Origin of the sequence: Psychromarinibacter sp. S121 (assembly GCF_049801035.1) — a bacterium.
Lineage (GTDB): Bacteria > Pseudomonadota > Alphaproteobacteria > Rhodobacterales > Rhodobacteraceae > Psychromarinibacter.
This window is the reverse complement of record NZ_JBNAGE010000003.1, coordinates 511,071-526,397: the sequence shown is the minus strand read 5'-3', so window position 1 is coordinate 526,397 and position 15,327 is coordinate 511,071. Positions and strand designations below refer to the sequence as shown.

The window sequence follows — 15,327 nt, the reverse complement described above, 5'->3', positions numbered from 1 at the left end:
GTCCGCAGGACGGGGGCAGAGCCCCCACCACCCGGCCCTCCGCGCAGACCGGCATCAGTGGACCGTACAAACCATGCAGGGGTCGAAGCTCCGCACGATATGTTGCACCGACAGCGGCGTGGTCTCCTCCGCGCCCACAGGCGCGCCGACCAGCGCCGCCTCGACCGGCCCCGGCACCCCGCCCGCGTCGCGGGGCGAGAAGTTCCACGTTGTCGGCGCGACGATCTGGTAGCCCGCGATGGTTCCCTTGCCGATGCTCAGCCAATGCCCCAGCGTGCCGCGCGCGGCCTCTACCAGACCGACGCCCGCGCCGTCCTTCGGCACCTCCCACGTTCCCATGAACCGCGCCGATGGGTCGAGCCGCGCCGCCCAGTCCTCCAGCCAGATCTGCGTCCGGGCGATTTCCAGCAGCCGCCCCGCGATCCGCGCCCGCACGCCGGCTTCCGCCGCCAGCGCCAGCGCGAGCGGATGGCCATCGACCACCTGCCGCGCCAGCGCACCGACCTCGACGGTGCGACCTTCCAGCCGGGGCGCCTTGCACCACGAATAGGCGCCGTCGCGCATGTCCTCGTCCGATTCGGTCACGCCTTGCGACGGGTGCGCCGCGCCGCCCAGCATCCAGGCGTGGCTCAGGTCCTCGACCACCCCGGACGGATCGAAGGGCCGCACCTCGCCCGCGTCCCACACCCCGGCGCGCGTCGCACGGCCCTCGGGCATAGGATAGGCCCCCGCCGACAGGTAGCGCCCGGTGCCGCGCCCCATCGCGGCCAGCCCGAGGTCCGCCGCGATCTCAAGGAACAGCCCCGCCGCGCCCCGGTCCCAGCCGTCCAGCGCCGCGACGGTCTCCAGCGCCACGAAGTCTTCCAGCGGCGCGCCGAACATCTGTTGTTCCAGTACCCGGCGGAATGCCCGCAGGGTGGTCTGGATGCGCACCTTGTCGCGCGCGTCCGGTGTCCGCGTGACGCCCGCCGGCTGGATCGCAAGCGTGTGAGGCCACTTGCCGCCCAGAAGCCCGACGATGTGAAACAGCCGCGCCCGCGCCTCGACCAGCGCCCGCGCGACCGAGCCCTGCTGCGCCGTGAACTCCGCCACCGCGCGGGCGTGCCACGGGCGGCCCGCATAGGCCGGGCGGGCCATGTCGGGCATAAAGAACAGCGCGAAGTGGGTGACGTGGTCGGCAAGGTTCTCGACCCCGTGCAGCAGCGACGCCGCCAGCGCGCCCTGTTCCGGCATCTCGGCGCCCGAGGCGTCGGCCAGCGCCAGCGCGGCCGCCGCCGACTGGCTGATCGAGCAAATCCCGCAGATCCGTGGCGTGATCGTCAGTGCGTCGCGCGGATCGCGGCCCGTCAGCATCATCTCGAAGCCCCGGAACAGCGGCGAGTTGGCATAGGCCGCCGAGACCCGCCCGTCCGCGACCTCCAGCCTGATCTCCAGATCGCCCTCGACCCGGTTGAACGGCCCGACCAGAAGCTGACGTTCGCTCATTTCTCGCGCTTCGGGGCCGGGGCGACGCGGATGCGGTCGGAATGTGCGTTCACGTCGATCCGTTTCGGCGTGGCCGCTTTCGACAGCGACGCCAGCGCCATGAACCACGCTTTCGGCATGTCCGAGGGAAGGCCCACGGGAATGCCCGCGATGGTCGGCGTCTCGGTATAGCTGTGGCCGGGTTCCTCGAACTCAGGCGAGGTGCAGGCAATGCAGGGATAGCCGCCGCGGGTGCAAGAGCCTTCGCCGTTCCAGGGCCGGATGTTGCAGTCGCCCACCGCCTGCGTGCCGACGCATCCCAGGTGCTCCATCATGCAGCCCAGTTCCGACAACTCGCGGGCGCTGGCCTTGTACTCGTAATACTCGTTCTTGGTGCAGCCGTGGTGGACAAGGTGGTCCGCGTAGAAGCGCGGCCGCCGGTAGCGGTCGAGATCGCCCTCGCCCATCAGGTCCGCCGCCAGCAGCAGCAGCGTTTCCGTCACCCAGGCCGGGTGGGTCGGGCATCCCGCGACGTTGATCACCGGAAGGCCGGACCGGCTGCGAAAGTCGTCGGGCAGCGCGCCGCCGGTGTGGTGGCCATCGTACTGCAACCCGATGGCCCCGGCCGGGTTGCCGCCCGCCGCGGTGATCCCGCCGTACGCCGCGCAAGAGCCCACGGCGACCACGTGCCGGGCCATCGGCGCCAGCGCCCGCACCCAGTCCAGCATCGCGCGTCCGGTGCCGGACAGCATGTGATATTTGCCGGTACCTTTCGGGCCGGTGACGATCGAGCCCTCAACGCACAGCACGTCCAGCGGCAACTCGCCCGTCTCGACCGCCTTCAGGATCGCGGCCACCTCTGCCCCCGTTTCGACCGACAGCGCCGGGTGCCACAGGAACGAGACGCCCGCGTCGCCCAGCGTGTCGAACAGGTTCGGGTCCTCTGCGCACAACAGCGACATGGTACAGCCGCCGCATCCAGCGGATTGCAGCCACAACACGTTCATTCAGACGTCTCCAAAGGCAATTCCAGCCGGAAGCATCCGCCCGGCCCGTCGCCGAGGTTCAGCTGCCCGCCATGTTCATCGGCGATCTTCGCGCTGATGGAAAGGCCAAGGCCGGTGCCCCGGCCCACGGGCTTGGTGGTGAAGAAGGGATCGAAAATCGCGGCCCGCACGTCCTCGGGCACGCCGGGTCCGTTGTCGCGCACGGTCAGCACCGCAGCCGGTTCGGTGCAGGCGATGTCGATGCTTAATTCCGGCGTCTCGACCCCGTCCAGCGCGTCCATGCCGTTCTGCACGAGGTTCATCACGATCTGCTGCACGTGTCCGGATACGCCCCGCACCATGCATCGCTCTGCCCCGGTGAACCGCACCGTGATCCCGCTTTTCGAGCCACGCTCGACCCAGCGCGCCGCGACCTTGGCGACGTCGACAAGGTCGAACTCCACCCGTTCGCCGCTGCCTTCCGCCGACAGACGCCGCAGATCGGCGACGATGTCGCGCACCCGTTCGGCCCCGTCCCGCGCACCGTGGACGGCTTCGGCGAGGTTGCGCAGGTTGCGTTCCAGCTTCAGGTCCGCGCGCAGCTGGACCAGTTCCGCCCGTGGCGCGCCCTGCTGGACACGCTCGAAATAGGTCTCGAACTGGCCCACGTATTTCTCAAGCGCGTGGACGCTGGCGTAAACGAAGCTGATCGGGTTGTTCAATTCGTGCGCCACCCCCGCCAACAGGCGGCCGAGCGAGGCGAGTTTCTCGTTCCGGACAAGCTGCGTTTGTGCCTCTTTCAACTGCCGGTGGCTGCGTTCCAGTTCCGCGTAGGCGCGGCGCAATTCGCCCAGCGGACGCCCGGTCAGCACCGCGCCCTCGAAACGGCTGCGGTCGGACAGGCGGGCGGCAAGGCTGATGTCGAACGGCAACGCACCTTCCGCAGTCACAAGATCGGCCTCGAAGCTTGCGCTTTCGCGCGACAGCCGCAGGTCGTTCATCGCCTCGGCAAGACGCGCCGCGCCGTCTCCGGTGAAGAAGCCTGACAGCGGCTGGCCAATCAGCGCGCCCGGCTCGGCCTCGACCGCGCGCGCGAAAGACGCGCTGATCTCTTCGATCTTCCCATCGCGGCCCACCACCACCATGATATCGCTTACAGAGCCCAGAACGGATTCGATGAATAGCCGCGCCGCGTGCAATTCTGCGTTCTGCCGTTCCAGACGCTCCTGATACTCGACGAGTTCCGCGTAGGTGCGGTCAACGGCGTTCAGAACGTCGCCCCAGGCGTCGTCGAGAATATCCGCCTCGCCGGCGGGACCGGAGGCCGTCGCTTCGCTCATTCGCGCACTCTAGCGTCGCGGGATGCGCCGTCACAAGGGGCCTGCGCCGCGCCCCGTCCCGCCCCGGAACGCAACGGCGTGGCTTGACTTTGTACGGGATGTGGATATGTGGGGCACGTCGCTGCGCTGCCGCGTGAGCATGCCGCGCCCACATCCGTGACCGGAACCGGGCCATCAGCGCACAACAGATTTCAGTTCCCCATCACGCAGGGTTCCTGACGCGACGGCCAGACGGTGCGGGAAACGCCCGCACGTCCCGAGGCCAGCGCCAACCCTACGCGGCCGCACGTGTGTGCGGCCATGTCCATAGGCCACATCCGCGTGGCCATGAAGGAAGACATTTGCTCGATTTCGACATGCTCGGCCTTGCGCCGACCCTTAATGCCGCGCTGGCACGCGCCGGCCTCACCGAACCGACCCCGATCCAGAACCAGGCGATCCCGCTTGCGATGGACGGCCACGACGTGCTGGGCCTTGCCCAGACCGGCACCGGCAAGACGCTGGCCTTCGGCCTGCCTCTGATCAACACGCTGCTGGAGCAGCCCGGCAAGCCGAAGCCCAAGACGGTCAAGGCGCTGATCCTTGCCCCGACCCGCGAACTGGTGAACCAGATCGCCGACAACCTGCGCCCGCTGACCGAAGGCTCGAAGATCTTCGTCGCCACGGTCGTCGGCGGCCAGTCGATCAACCGCCAGATCGGCGTGCTCGCCCGCGGCGTGGACGTGCTGGTGGCGACCCCCGGCCGTCTCATCGACCTGATGGACCGCGGCGCCGTGGACCTTGGCCAGACCCGGCACCTTGTGCTGGACGAGGCCGACCAGATGCTGGACCTAGGCTTCATCCACGCGCTGCGCCGGATCGCGCCCAAGCTGGGCACGCCGCGCCAGACCATGCTGTTCTCGGCCACCATGCCGAAGCAGATGGAGGAACTGTCGCGCGCCTATCTCAACAACCCGCGCCGGGTGCAGGTCAGCCCTCCGGGCAAGGCCGCCGACAAGATCACCCAGTCGGTGCACTTCGTCGAGAAACCCGGCAAGCCCGGCAAGCTGCGCGAGATCCTGTCGCGTGACCCCGACGCCCTGACGCTGGTGTTCTCGCGCACGAAGCACGGCGCCGAGAAGCTGATGAAGGGCCTTGTCGCGGACGGCTACAACGCCGCCTCGATCCACGGCAACAAAAGCCAGGGCCAGCGTGACCGCGCCATCAAAGCGTTCCGCGAGGGCTCGATCACCACGCTGGTCGCCACCGACGTCGCCGCGCGCGGCATCGACATTCCCGGCGTGGCCTACGTGATCAACTACGACCTGCCCGAGGTTCCGGACAACTATGTCCACCGCATCGGCCGGACCGCCCGCGCGGGCCGCGAGGGCGAGGCGATCGCCTTCTGCTCGACGGAAGAAGCGGACCTGCTGCACCAGATCCAGAAGCTGATGAAGATCGAGGTTCCGGTGGCCAGCGGCGACAGCCCGCTGGAAAACGGCGCGCCTTCGGGTCGCAGCCGGAAGCCCTCGAACCGTCGCGGTGGCGGCGGTGGCGGTGGTCAGCACAAGCGTGGCGGCAAGCCGCAGGGCGCGAAGGCGAAGGGCGGCAAGCCCGAGGCCGCGAACGCGGACGGGGCGAACGGCAACCGCCGTCGCCGGTCGCGGGGCCGCCGTCGCGCGGCCTGATCCTTGCGAAAGTAAAGAACCGGCGGCTCAGGCCGCCGGTTTCAGTTCCGGGTCCAGCAACAGCAAATCATCCGCCGCCCACCCGTCGCACACCGATTGCGGCGGCAAGCCAAGCACCTTGCGCGGAATGTCGGTGACCATCGGGATCGCCTGCGACAGAGGGATGCCGAAGCGCACGAGGTTCGCCAGCGACGTCACCATGTCCACGTGCGCCCCTGCAAAGGCGCCCTCGGCATTGATCAGGTGCCCGTCGACCGCGCGGATTTCTTGCCCGTAGAGGGTAAAGCTGTCGGGCCCGCCAACCGTCGCCATCGCATCCGACACCACGAAGGTCAGCCCCTGCGAAGGCCGCGCCCGAAGCGCGATGCGCAGCATCTCGGGCGTGACGTGCAGGCCGTCCGCGATAATCCCGCAGTAGACCTCGGAGTCGATCGCCGCCCCAAGCAGCCCCGGCGCGCGCGACGTCATCTGATCCATCGCGTTGAACAGGTGCGTCACGCAACTGACGCCCGCCGCGAAGGCCGCCCGCGCCTGCTGCAAATCCGCGCCGCTGTGGCCCGCCGAAACGACCGCACCGCAGTCGACCAGTTCGGCCAGCAAGTCCGCATCCGCCAGTTCGGGCGCCAGCGTCACCAGCACGTGCAGCCCCGCCGCCTTCAGCGCCCGCGCGTGGTCTACCGTGGTCCGGTCCAGCGGGCGGATATAGCGCGCGGCGTGGGTGCCGCGCCGGCGCTCGGCAAGATGCGGGCCTTCGATATGCAGTCCCAGCAGCCCCGGTTCGCCCGCGGTCTCGATGGCGGCGTCTACCGCATCCGCCAGCACCTCGGGCGCATCGGTGATCACCGTGGGCAGGATCCAACCGGTCCCCAGCGCACGATGCGCGGCGGCAATCGTGCGCAGCCCGTCCGCGCCCTCGGCATCGTTCACCATGACACCGCCGCCGCCATTCACCTGAAGGTCGGTGCAGGCTGGCATGGCGAGATGCACCTCGCGGTCCACCTTGCCGCCGTTGCGGGGGCCGCAGGAAACGACCCTGCCATCCGCGATGTCCAGCACCGCCTGCTCGCACAGCCGCCCGTCGGACCAGAGATATCGCGCGCCGATCCGCATCAGGCTGCGGCCTTCATTTCAACGCGGATCGCATCGCCGTCGGCATCGAACAGGTGCGCCTCGGAGGTGTCGAAGGTCAGGCCGACAGTCTCGCCATCGCGGACCTTCATCGTTCCCGGCCCGCGCAGCGTCACGCGCCCCGCGTGCTCGGTATCGACATAGACGCTGAGGTCCGCGCCAAGATATTCGGCCAGCGCGACATTCCCTGTCAGCAGCCCCTCTTCCGGCGCGACGAGGCGCAGCGCTTCCGGCCGCACGCCAAGCTGCACTGCGGGCCGTACCGGAACCGGCAGCGCGGGTTTCCCGGCGCTCAGTTCGACGCCGCGCGCGGTGGTCTCGACCGGCAGCAGGTTCATCTTGGGCGAACCGATGAACTGCGCCACGAAGGTGTTCGCGGGCGCGGTGTACAGCTCGTGCGGGGTGCCCACCTGCATGATCCGTCCGCCGCTCAGCACGACGATACGGTCGGCCAGCGTCATCGCCTCGACCTGATCGTGGGTGACGTACAGCATCGTCGCGTCAAGGCTCTTGTGCAGCTCGGCGATCTCGATCCGGGTCTCGGTCCGCAGCGCGGCGTCGAGGTTCGACAAGGGTTCGTCGAACAGGAACGCCTTGGGCTTGCGCACGATGGCGCGCCCGATGGCGACGCGCTGGCGCTGGCCGCCGGACAGGGCCTTGGGCTTGCGGTCGAGGTAAGGCTCGATCTGCAACGCCCGCGCCGCCTCGTTCACGCGTGCGTCGATCTCGGCCTTCGGCAGCTTCTCGGTATGCAGCGCGAAGGCGATGTTCTGGCGGACGGTCATGTGCGGGTACAGCGCGTAGGACTGGAACACCATCGACAGGCCCCGGTCGTGCGGCGCGGTGTGGGTGACGTCCCGTCCGTCGATCGAGATCTTGCCGGATGTCACGTCCTCCAGCCCCGCGATCAGCCGCAGCAAGGTGGACTTGCCACAGCCCGACGGACCGACGAAGACGACGAACTCGCCCGAGTTCATGGCAAGCGACAGGTCTTGGAAGATGTCGGTGGTGCCGAACCGTTTTCCGATATTCTCAAGGGTAATCGTGGTCACGGGGGGTCTCCTAAAGCTCGGGCTCGGCGCCGCCCGGATGGACGGTCTCGTAATAGTCGCGCAGGGCGAGGCTGGACGCGGCGGCCTCGTCCACGACGATGGTGGCGCGGCGGTGCAGTTGCAGCGCCGAAGCGGGGCAGACCGCCGACAGCGGCCCTTCGACCATGGCGGCCACGGCCTCTGCCTTGGCGCTGCCGGTGGCCAGCAGGACTACGTGCCGCGCGTCCAGGATCGTGGCGATGCCCATGGTGATGGCAAAGCGCGGCACCTCGTCGGGATCGTCGAAGAACCGCGCGTTGTCGTCGCGGGTGCGGCGGGTCAGTGTCTTGACCCGTGTGCGCGAGCCCAAAGACGAGGTCGGTTCGTTGAACCCGATGTGCCCGTTCGCGCCAATCCCCAGCAATTGCAAATCCAGCCCGCCATCGGCGATCTGCGCCTCGTAGCGGTCGGCCTCTGCTTCGGGGTCCGGCGCGTCGCCCTGCGGCAGATGCGTCTGCTTGCGCGACATTCGCTTCGGCCCGAACAGGCGCGCCTCCATGAAGCTGCGGTAGCTTTGCGGGTGCTGCGGCGAGAGACCGACGTATTCATCAAGGTTGAAGGTCGTCACCCGGCTCAGGTCGGCGTCAGAGGCGACAAGCCCCTGATAGACAGGCTCCATCGTGCCGCCGGTCGCAAGGCCCAGCCGCGCGTCGGGCTTCTCGTCCACAAGGTCGCGGATCTCGTCGACCACGCGGGCCGCCGCTGCGGCGGCATCGGGAAGGATCAGTAGTTTCACGTCGTTATCCTTTCACCGCGCCGCCGGTCATCGAGCCGCCGATGTGGCGATACATCACGAGGCCAAGTAGCACGGGCGGAGCCGCCGAAACCATGATGATCGCCGCCGCGACGCCCCATTGCACGCCGCCCCCGCCGGAAGCGAAGAAGAAAGAGGCACCAACGGTGATCGGAACGGCATCGCGGGTGGTCAGCATCAGGCCGAACAGGAATTCGTTCCACGCTGTGATGAAGCCGAAGATGAAGACCGTCACGATGGCCGGGCGGCACATCGGCAGCACGATCCGGAACAGCAGCGTCGCCATCGACGCGCCGTCCATCCGGGCGGCCTCTTCCAGCTCGTAGGGAAGTTCGCGCACGGTGTTGGTCAGGATCAGCAGCGCGATGGGGATGTTCACCACCGCAAGGATCAGGCCAAGGCCCAGCTTTGTGTCCAGCAGGCCAAGCGTCTGGTACATCAGGTACAGCGGGATCGCGAAAACGATCAGCGGCAGCGCGCGCAGGTTCACGGCAGCCGGGAACAGCACGTTCATGCCCACCCCGCGCCGCGCCATCGCCCAGGCCGCTGGGAAACACAGTGCGATGGGAAGGATCGTCCCGATCAGCGCGGCGGTCAGCGAGTTGCCAAGGAACTGCCAAACGTCGAACCGGCCCGCCGGATCGAACACGGTGGCATAGTTGGCCAGCGTCGGCTCGCGGATCCACAGGCCCGGATTGCGGGAAATCTCTGCATTCGACTTGAACGAGGTGATCAGCGTGGCGATTACCGGGAAGTTCAGGATGAAGGCCGCGAGGGCGAAAACGATCCAGCGGATCAGCGAAGCGATACGCATCACGCGGTCTCCTTTCCGCGGCCCCGGCGGGCGGCGACGAACAGCACAAGGAAGGCCGCCGCGAACAGGATCATCGACGCCGCGATGGCCTGCCCGATCTCGCCGGACCGGAAGAAGGCGACGTAGATATAGATCGACAGCGAGGTCGTGGACCCGCCCGGCCCGGTGCCGGTCAGCGTCCAGATGTTGTCGAACACGCGGAACCCGTCGATGAACCGGATGAACAGCGCGACGCCCAGTGTCGGCAGCATCAGCGGCAGCTCGATGCGGGTCAGCAGCCGCCAGCCACGCGTACCGTCGACCGACGCAGCCTCGCGGATGTCCTCGGGGATCGATTCATAGGCCATGTGGAACAGCAGCAGCGCGAACGGCGTCCATTGCAGCGTCTCGATGACGAAGATCGTCTTGAACACGTTCTGCGCGGTCAGGAAACCGTAGGACACGCCGAACCAGTTATAGAGGTAGTTGGGCAGCGGCCCGATGAACTCGTGCAGGACCAGCCGGTACATCAGGCCCATCATAGCGGGCGCGATGATCATCGGCATGATCAGGATCGCCAGCATCCACGGCGCGCGGCGCAGGATGGGCGAGAAATAGATCGCCAGCGCCAGCCCCAGCACGCACTCGGCCACCGAGGTCAGCACCGCGAATTTCAGCGAGAACCACGTCGCCTTCCAGAAATCCGGATCGGCCAGCACCGCGCGGAAATTGTCGAGGCCGGTAAAGGTCGGCGCGCGCAGTGTCTCGAAGCTGACGTCGGACAGCGAATAGATCACGTCCAGAACGGTCGGGAAGCCCAGCAACGCCAGAAGGAACAGCACCAGAGGTGCGGTCAGGATGGCGTTTTCGGAGCGTTGGGAGAGGGACATGGCAGCTCGTTTCTGGCAGCTCGTTTCGGGTGAGGCGGCGCCGTCAGAGGTCGGAAAGCGTGGGGCCGGACAAAGCCGGCCCCGCGCCCGGTTTACTTCAGCAGGTCGGCCATGCCGGCTTCGGCTGCCGACAGCGCCTCGTCAAGGCTTTGCGTGTCGCCCCAGTAGCCGGTGAACTCCTGCGCCTGCAGTTCGTAGATCGACAGGGCGTTCGCGCCGGTCGCGCCGTTCATGACATAGCCGTAGTTGCTGGCGAACTCGCCCAGCGGCACGAGGTCGGGACGCGCTTCGGCAACCGCCTCGATGGCGGTCCCGGTCAGGCCCGGCGCACCGCCTGCGGTGGCATAGGCAACGGCGGCCTCTTCGGTCGACAGCCATTCAAGGAACGCCTTGGCCCCATCGGGGTTCTGCGCGTTCTTGTTCAGGCCCAGACCAAGGCCGTGGATGTGGGTGAAGCGGCCTTTCGGACCCGTCGGCGGTGCGACACTGTCGGTCACATCGGCGGTCATCGGCGCGCTTTCGGCGCCGGTCAGCGCACCCGAGGCACCGTTCCACTGCACCATCATCGCGACCTGGCCCGAGGTGAAGGCGGCGTTCGCCTCCGGGAACTCGTAAGACAGCGAGTCCGTCGGCGTCGCGCCGGCATCGTACAGCATCTTGTACATCTCGAGACCGGTCCGGTACGCCTCGCTGTCGACGGTGATGTTGCCATCGGCGTCCATCCAGTCGGCGCCATAGGCGCGCGGCAGCGATTGGAACACCATCATGTTGAACAGCAGGTTCTTCATCTGCAGCACGGTGCCATAGCGGGTCGGGCTGTCCGGGTTGACCGAGCGCGAGAAGTACAGCGCGGTCGCCGCGAAATCTTCCCAGGTCATCGCGTCCGGCGCGACGGGCTCCATCGCGGTGCCAAGGTATTCTTCCGAGATCGCGGCATAGGTCGCTTTCGCATCCTCGTCGCCCATCAGTTCTTCCATCAGGTCCGACCGGAAGAACAGGAAGTGCATCGAAAGGTCGGTCGGCACGCCGTACTGGGCGCCTTCGAACTGCATCGTCGACAGGACGGTGTCACCAAACACGCCCTCGGCCTCGCCCGACAGGGTGATCGGCTCCATGTAGGGTGCGTAGCGGCCGATGGAGTAGGTCGCCAGCAGGTTCACGTCGAACGCGTCGGACCCAGCGGCAAGGTCGGCCTGCAGCTTGTCGAAAAAGCCGTCGCGGCTGAAGAACAGCAGTTCGACCTTGTTCTCTTCGGCCACGTCGTCCTTGGCGTTGTAGATCTCGGTCACGGCGCGCAGCGCCTCTTCCTCGGGGCCGCCGGGCCAGCCGAGAACGGTCACCTCGGCCTGCGCCGTGGTTGCCATCAGCGCGCTCAGCGCCGTGGCGGTCAGCATCTTCTTGCGGAAAGTCATTGTCGCATCTCCTGTTGGGTTTGTTCTTTGCACTCAGTTACTTGAGAAGTCGTTCGCCAGCGCCGCAGCGCCCACCGCACCGGCCAGCGCGCCCAGTTGCGCGGCGACAAGCTGCGGACGAAGCGCCGGGGCTAGCGCCGCGTGATGCGCCGCCACGTTGTTCAGGAAACCATCGGCCAGTCCGATGCCGCCGCCCATGACGATGCGCACCGGGTCCAGCATCAACTGCACGTCCGCCGTCAGGTCGGCCACGCGCCGCTGTGCCGTTTCGCGCAGGTCCTGCGCCCATGGCTCGCCCCGTGCCGCGGCCTCGAATACGCCGCGCGCGTCGGTGGGGTGACCCGCGGCGGCGGCGGCCTCGGTCAGCCATCGCCCTGCCGCGCGGGACTCGAGCCGGGCACCATGATGGTCCCCGGACGTGATCTGTCCGAAGTGCCCCGCGATCCCGCCGCGTCCGCGCAGAAGCTGCCCGCCGGACACGATGCCGCCGCCGATACCGGTAGAGATCGTCAGGTAAACAAGGTCCTCGCCCTGCCCCGCGCCATAGCGATATTCGCCCCAGGCCGCAGCCTGCGCGTCGTTCACGGCCATCGCCGGAACGCCAAAGCGGTCGGCGGCAAGTTCGGTCAACGGCGTATCGTCGGGAATGTTCAGTGTGCCGGGGTTCAGCGCCGACCAGCGGCCCGCTTCGCTGACGCGCCCGGTCACGGCAAGGCCCACGCGGTCATAGCGCCCGGCCCAGCCGGCAGCCAATTCCGCCGCCGTATCGAGCCACACCGCCGGTCCGGACCCGCGCGCCGTCTCGGCCACGGAATGCGCCAGCACCCCGGCGCCGTCGACCAGCGCGCACAGCACCTTGGTGCCGCCGATATCTATGGCAAGCGCGGCGCTCATGCGGTTTCCCGCTTGGCGGCAACGGCCCCGGCGACCGCATCGGCGAACCAGCCGGTGACATGCTCCAGCCGCGTCAGGGCCGAGCCCACGACCACGGCATCCGCCCCGGCTTCGATGGCTGCGGCGGCCTGATCCGGGCGGTGATAGCGCCCCTCGGCCAGCGTGACCCGGCCCAGCGCGGACAACCCGCGCACAAGGTCGAGGTCAGGGTCGGCAGGCACCGGCTCGCCGGTATAGCCGGACATTGTGGACCCCAGCACGTCGAAGCCCAACGCAGCGGCGCGACGGCCGTCGTCCAGCGTGGCGCAATCGGCCATGGCCAAAGCGCCGCCTGCCCGGATCGCGGCATAAAGCGTCTCGACCGTCTCGGGACGGGTCTGGCTTGTTGCGTCGACGGCGACGAAGTCCGCGCCCGCCGCGATAAGATCGGCGACATCGGTCGCGAAGGGCGTGATGCGGACCGGGCTGTCTTCAAGGTCGCGCTTCAGCAAGCCGATCAGCGGCGCGCGGGTGGCGGCGCGCACGGCGCGCACGTTCTCCAGCCCCTCGATCCGCAGGCCCGCCGCACCGCCATCCAACGCGGCCAGCGCCATCGCGGCCACGATATCCGGCCGGTCCATCGGGCCGCCGGTTACCGGCTGGCACGACGCGATGAGGCGTCCCTTGAGCTGATCGAGCATGTCGCTTCCCCTGTCTGTGACAGGAAGGTAACCAGATCGCCAACTGGTATGCAACTGGTTTCTACCAGATAGCCGAAATGGTTCGGCTTAACTGCTCAGCTCCGTAACGAAATCGTAGAAATTTCCGTTATATCGCGTCTCGGTAAACTCGATGGGCCGCCCCTCGGCGGTGGTGCAGCGGCGCTCGACGATCAGCATCGCGGTGCCCGGATCGGCATCCAGCAACGCCGCTTCGCCCTCGTCCATGACACCGGCGCGAATCCTTTGGGTGCCATGCGCGGGCCGCGCCCCAGCGGCGTCCAGCGCCGCGTACAGCGAGTCGCCGTCGAATTCGGGCTCTGGCAGCAGGTCCTGCGGGATGGTGGCGCATTCCAGCGCGATGGGGTGACCATCGGCCAGCCGCACGCGACGCAAGCGGATCACCATCTGATCGGGCATGATTCCAAGGGCCATGACCTCTTTCGGCGTGGGCCGAACCGCTTGCCTGGACAGCCAGCGCAGGCCCGGCTGCATGCCCCGGCTGCGGATATCCTCGGAAAAGCCAGAAAGCCGCGACAGCGTTTTTTCCACCCGCTTCGCCACGGTGGTGCGGGCGCCGTGCTTGCGCATCAGCACGCCCTGGCCGGCGAGATCCTCTATTGCCCGGCGGACCGTCACGCGCGAAACGCCCAGCCCCTCGGACAGCACGCGCTCTCCGGGCAGGGCAGAGCCGCGCGGCAGCGAGCCGTCGGCAATCGCGTCGGAAATGGTCTCGGTCAATGCCTGATACCGGGACATCCCCGGCGCGCGGGTTTCGAGCCCCGCCACCAAGGCGTCGATGACCAACTGGTCTTGTTCTGCACCGTCCTTCATCGGACCAGAATGGCACAAGGATCGCCCCGGCGAAAGCCCTGCCGGCCCCACTGGTCCGATAACTGGTCTTAAACGATGCCGCCGCCCGCGCCGGTGACCGCAGGCCGCTCTGCCGCGACCTTCGCCCGGTAGCCCGCCGCGCGATAGGCCGCGACGGCGTCAATGGCGCCACCTGCTTCCAGCCGCGCCATGGCGAGGATCGGCTCGACATCGGTTCGGAACGCCTGCTTCAGCGTGGCCGCAGCCATCATCGCATCATTGTCGTCCTGAAACCCTTTGAGGGTCGCGCGGTCCACCAGCAGCGCCTGCGCATAGGCGCGGCGCACCTCGTTGGCAGAGGACATCAGCGACTCGATAGGGTCGGTCACGTTGTGGCTTTGGTCCAGCATGTGCGCCGGGTCGAAGCCCGGCTTGCCCTCGGCCGCCACAAGTTCGTTGAACACCAGAAACAGGCGGAACGGGTCGATGGCCGCCGTATCCAGATCGTCGTCGCCGTATTTCGAGTCGTTGAAGTGGAAGCCGCCCAGCTTGCCGAACTGGATCAGCCGCGCAACGATCATCTCGATGTTCACATTGGGCGCGTGATGGCCAAGGTCGACAAGACAGAACGCCTGTTCCCCCAATTCCTTCGCGATCAGGTAATTGGTGCCCCAGTCCTGCACCACCGTCGAATAGAAGGCGGGTTCGTACATCTTGTGCTCGGTGAAGAGCCGCCAGTCGCCGGGCAGCTGCGCGTAGATCGCTTTCGCGCTGTCCAGGTAGCGTTCGAACTGCGCCGTCAGGTCGGTTTGGCCGGGAAAGTTGGACCCGTCGCCGATCCAGATCGTCAAAGCCTTCGACCCGATCCCCTGCCCGATCTCGATGCACTCAAGGTTGTGCTCGATGGCCTGCTGGCGGGTCGCCTTGTCGGTGTGGCTGAGCGAGCCGAACTTGTAGCTGAGCGGCTGGTCCGGCTGATCCTGGAAGGTGTTCGAGTTCATTGCGTCGAACCCGAGCCCCAGTTCGTCGGCCTTCGCCTTCAGGTCGACGGCAGGCGCCTTGTCCCACGGGATGTGTAGCGAGACATTGGGGGTCGCGCGGGTCAGTTGCTGGATCACCCCGCAATCGTCGAGCTTGTCGAAGATCCCGCGCGGTTCGCCCGCGCCGGGGAAGCGGGCAAACCGGGTGCCGCCGGTGCCCACGCCCCACGAGGGAACGGCGACACCATAGGCGGCCACCTTGTCTTTCACCGCGTCGATGGAGATGCCGCGACGGTCGAGATGCGCGCCCAGTGCGACATAGTCGGCGCGTAGCGCGGCCAAGCGCTTTTCGTTCTCGGCGTCGATGACGGATTGTTCGATCATTGGTCCTCCCATGGCGATTTTCACCGCCAAACC

General features: G+C 67.6%; 14 protein-coding genes. 1 reads left to right on the top strand and 13 read right to left on the bottom strand.

Annotated elements, in window-relative coordinates; all coding sequences use genetic code 11:
* Positions 1-54: 54 nt before the first annotated feature.
* The 3 genes from ACP156_RS16275 to ACP156_RS16265 are packed head-to-tail and all read right to left on the bottom strand — an operon-like array spanning position 55 to position 3,790.
* Complete coding sequence (locus ACP156_RS16275) at positions 55-1,485, bottom strand: nickel-dependent hydrogenase large subunit (protein ID WP_425052410.1); 1,431 nt, start codon at positions 1,483-1,485, stop codon at positions 55-57.
* Entirely contained in the window at positions 1,482-2,471 is a 990-nt protein-coding gene (locus tag ACP156_RS16270) for a HupU protein (protein WP_425052409.1), read from the bottom strand. Before ACP156_RS16270 ends, ACP156_RS16275 begins: the two co-directional genes overlap by 4 nt.
* A complete protein-coding gene (locus ACP156_RS16265) occupies positions 2,468-3,790 on the bottom strand; it encodes a sensor histidine kinase (protein WP_425052408.1) in 1,323 nt (440 codons plus the stop codon). The genes ACP156_RS16270 and ACP156_RS16265 overlap by 4 nt, the downstream gene beginning before the upstream one ends.
* Before the next feature lie 341 nt (positions 3,791-4,131).
* On the opposite strand from ACP156_RS16265, the gene ACP156_RS16260 reads away from it, so the two are divergent.
* The gene (locus ACP156_RS16260) at positions 4,132-5,457 is read left to right on the top strand and encodes a DEAD/DEAH box helicase (protein ID WP_425052407.1); all 1,326 of its coding nucleotides are present in this window, start codon (positions 4,132-4,134) and stop codon (positions 5,455-5,457) included.
* Between the two features lie 27 nt (positions 5,458-5,484).
* Here the strand turns inward: ACP156_RS16260 and ACP156_RS16255 are convergent, their stop codons facing one another.
* From ACP156_RS16255 to rhaI, 10 genes are all read right to left on the bottom strand, one after another.
* The gene (locus ACP156_RS16255) at positions 5,485-6,567 is read right to left on the bottom strand and encodes an N-acetylglucosamine-6-phosphate deacetylase (protein WP_425052406.1); all 1,083 of its coding nucleotides are present in this window, start codon (positions 6,565-6,567) and stop codon (positions 5,485-5,487) included.
* Complete coding sequence (locus tag ACP156_RS16250) at positions 6,567-7,637, bottom strand: ABC transporter ATP-binding protein (protein WP_425052405.1); 1,071 nt, start codon at positions 7,635-7,637, stop codon at positions 6,567-6,569. Before ACP156_RS16250 ends, ACP156_RS16255 begins: the two co-directional genes overlap by 1 nt.
* A 10-nt stretch (positions 7,638-7,647) precedes the next feature.
* Positions 7,648-8,412 carry a glucosamine-6-phosphate deaminase gene (gene nagB / locus ACP156_RS16245; RefSeq protein ID WP_425052404.1) on the bottom strand — a complete coding sequence of 255 codons (765 nt, stop codon included), beginning with the start codon at positions 8,410-8,412 and terminating at the stop codon, positions 7,648-7,650.
* A gap of 4 nt (positions 8,413-8,416) precedes the next feature.
* Positions 8,417-9,244 (bottom strand): carbohydrate ABC transporter permease, encoded by an 828-nt coding sequence (locus ACP156_RS16240; RefSeq protein ID WP_425052403.1) that lies wholly within the window; start codon positions 9,242-9,244, stop codon positions 8,417-8,419.
* Positions 9,244-10,113, bottom strand: a complete 870-nt coding sequence (locus ACP156_RS16235; protein ID WP_425052402.1) for a carbohydrate ABC transporter permease — start codon at positions 10,111-10,113, stop codon at positions 9,244-9,246. The genes ACP156_RS16240 and ACP156_RS16235 overlap by 1 nt, the downstream gene beginning before the upstream one ends.
* Before the next feature lie 92 nt (positions 10,114-10,205).
* On the bottom strand, positions 10,206-11,525 hold the full coding sequence (locus tag ACP156_RS16230; protein ID WP_425052401.1) for an extracellular solute-binding protein: 1,320 nt from the start codon (positions 11,523-11,525) through the stop codon (positions 10,206-10,208).
* A gap of 33 nt (positions 11,526-11,558) precedes the next feature.
* Positions 11,559-12,419 (bottom strand): ROK family protein, encoded by an 861-nt coding sequence (locus ACP156_RS16225; RefSeq protein WP_425052400.1) that lies wholly within the window; start codon positions 12,417-12,419, stop codon positions 11,559-11,561.
* Positions 12,416-13,099 carry an N-acetylmannosamine-6-phosphate 2-epimerase gene (locus tag ACP156_RS16220; RefSeq protein ID WP_425052399.1) on the bottom strand — a complete coding sequence of 228 codons (684 nt, stop codon included), beginning with the start codon at positions 13,097-13,099 and terminating at the stop codon, positions 12,416-12,418. The genes ACP156_RS16225 and ACP156_RS16220 overlap by 4 nt, the downstream gene beginning before the upstream one ends.
* Positions 13,100-13,186: 87 nt before the next feature.
* The gene (locus ACP156_RS16215; protein WP_425052398.1) at positions 13,187-13,951 is read right to left on the bottom strand and encodes a GntR family transcriptional regulator; all 765 of its coding nucleotides are present in this window, start codon (positions 13,949-13,951) and stop codon (positions 13,187-13,189) included.
* A gap of 68 nt (positions 13,952-14,019) precedes the next feature.
* Positions 14,020-15,294 carry an L-rhamnose catabolism isomerase gene (gene rhaI, locus ACP156_RS16210; RefSeq protein WP_425052397.1) on the bottom strand — a complete coding sequence of 425 codons (1,275 nt, stop codon included), beginning with the start codon at positions 15,292-15,294 and terminating at the stop codon, positions 14,020-14,022.
* Positions 15,295-15,327 lie beyond the last annotated feature (33 nt).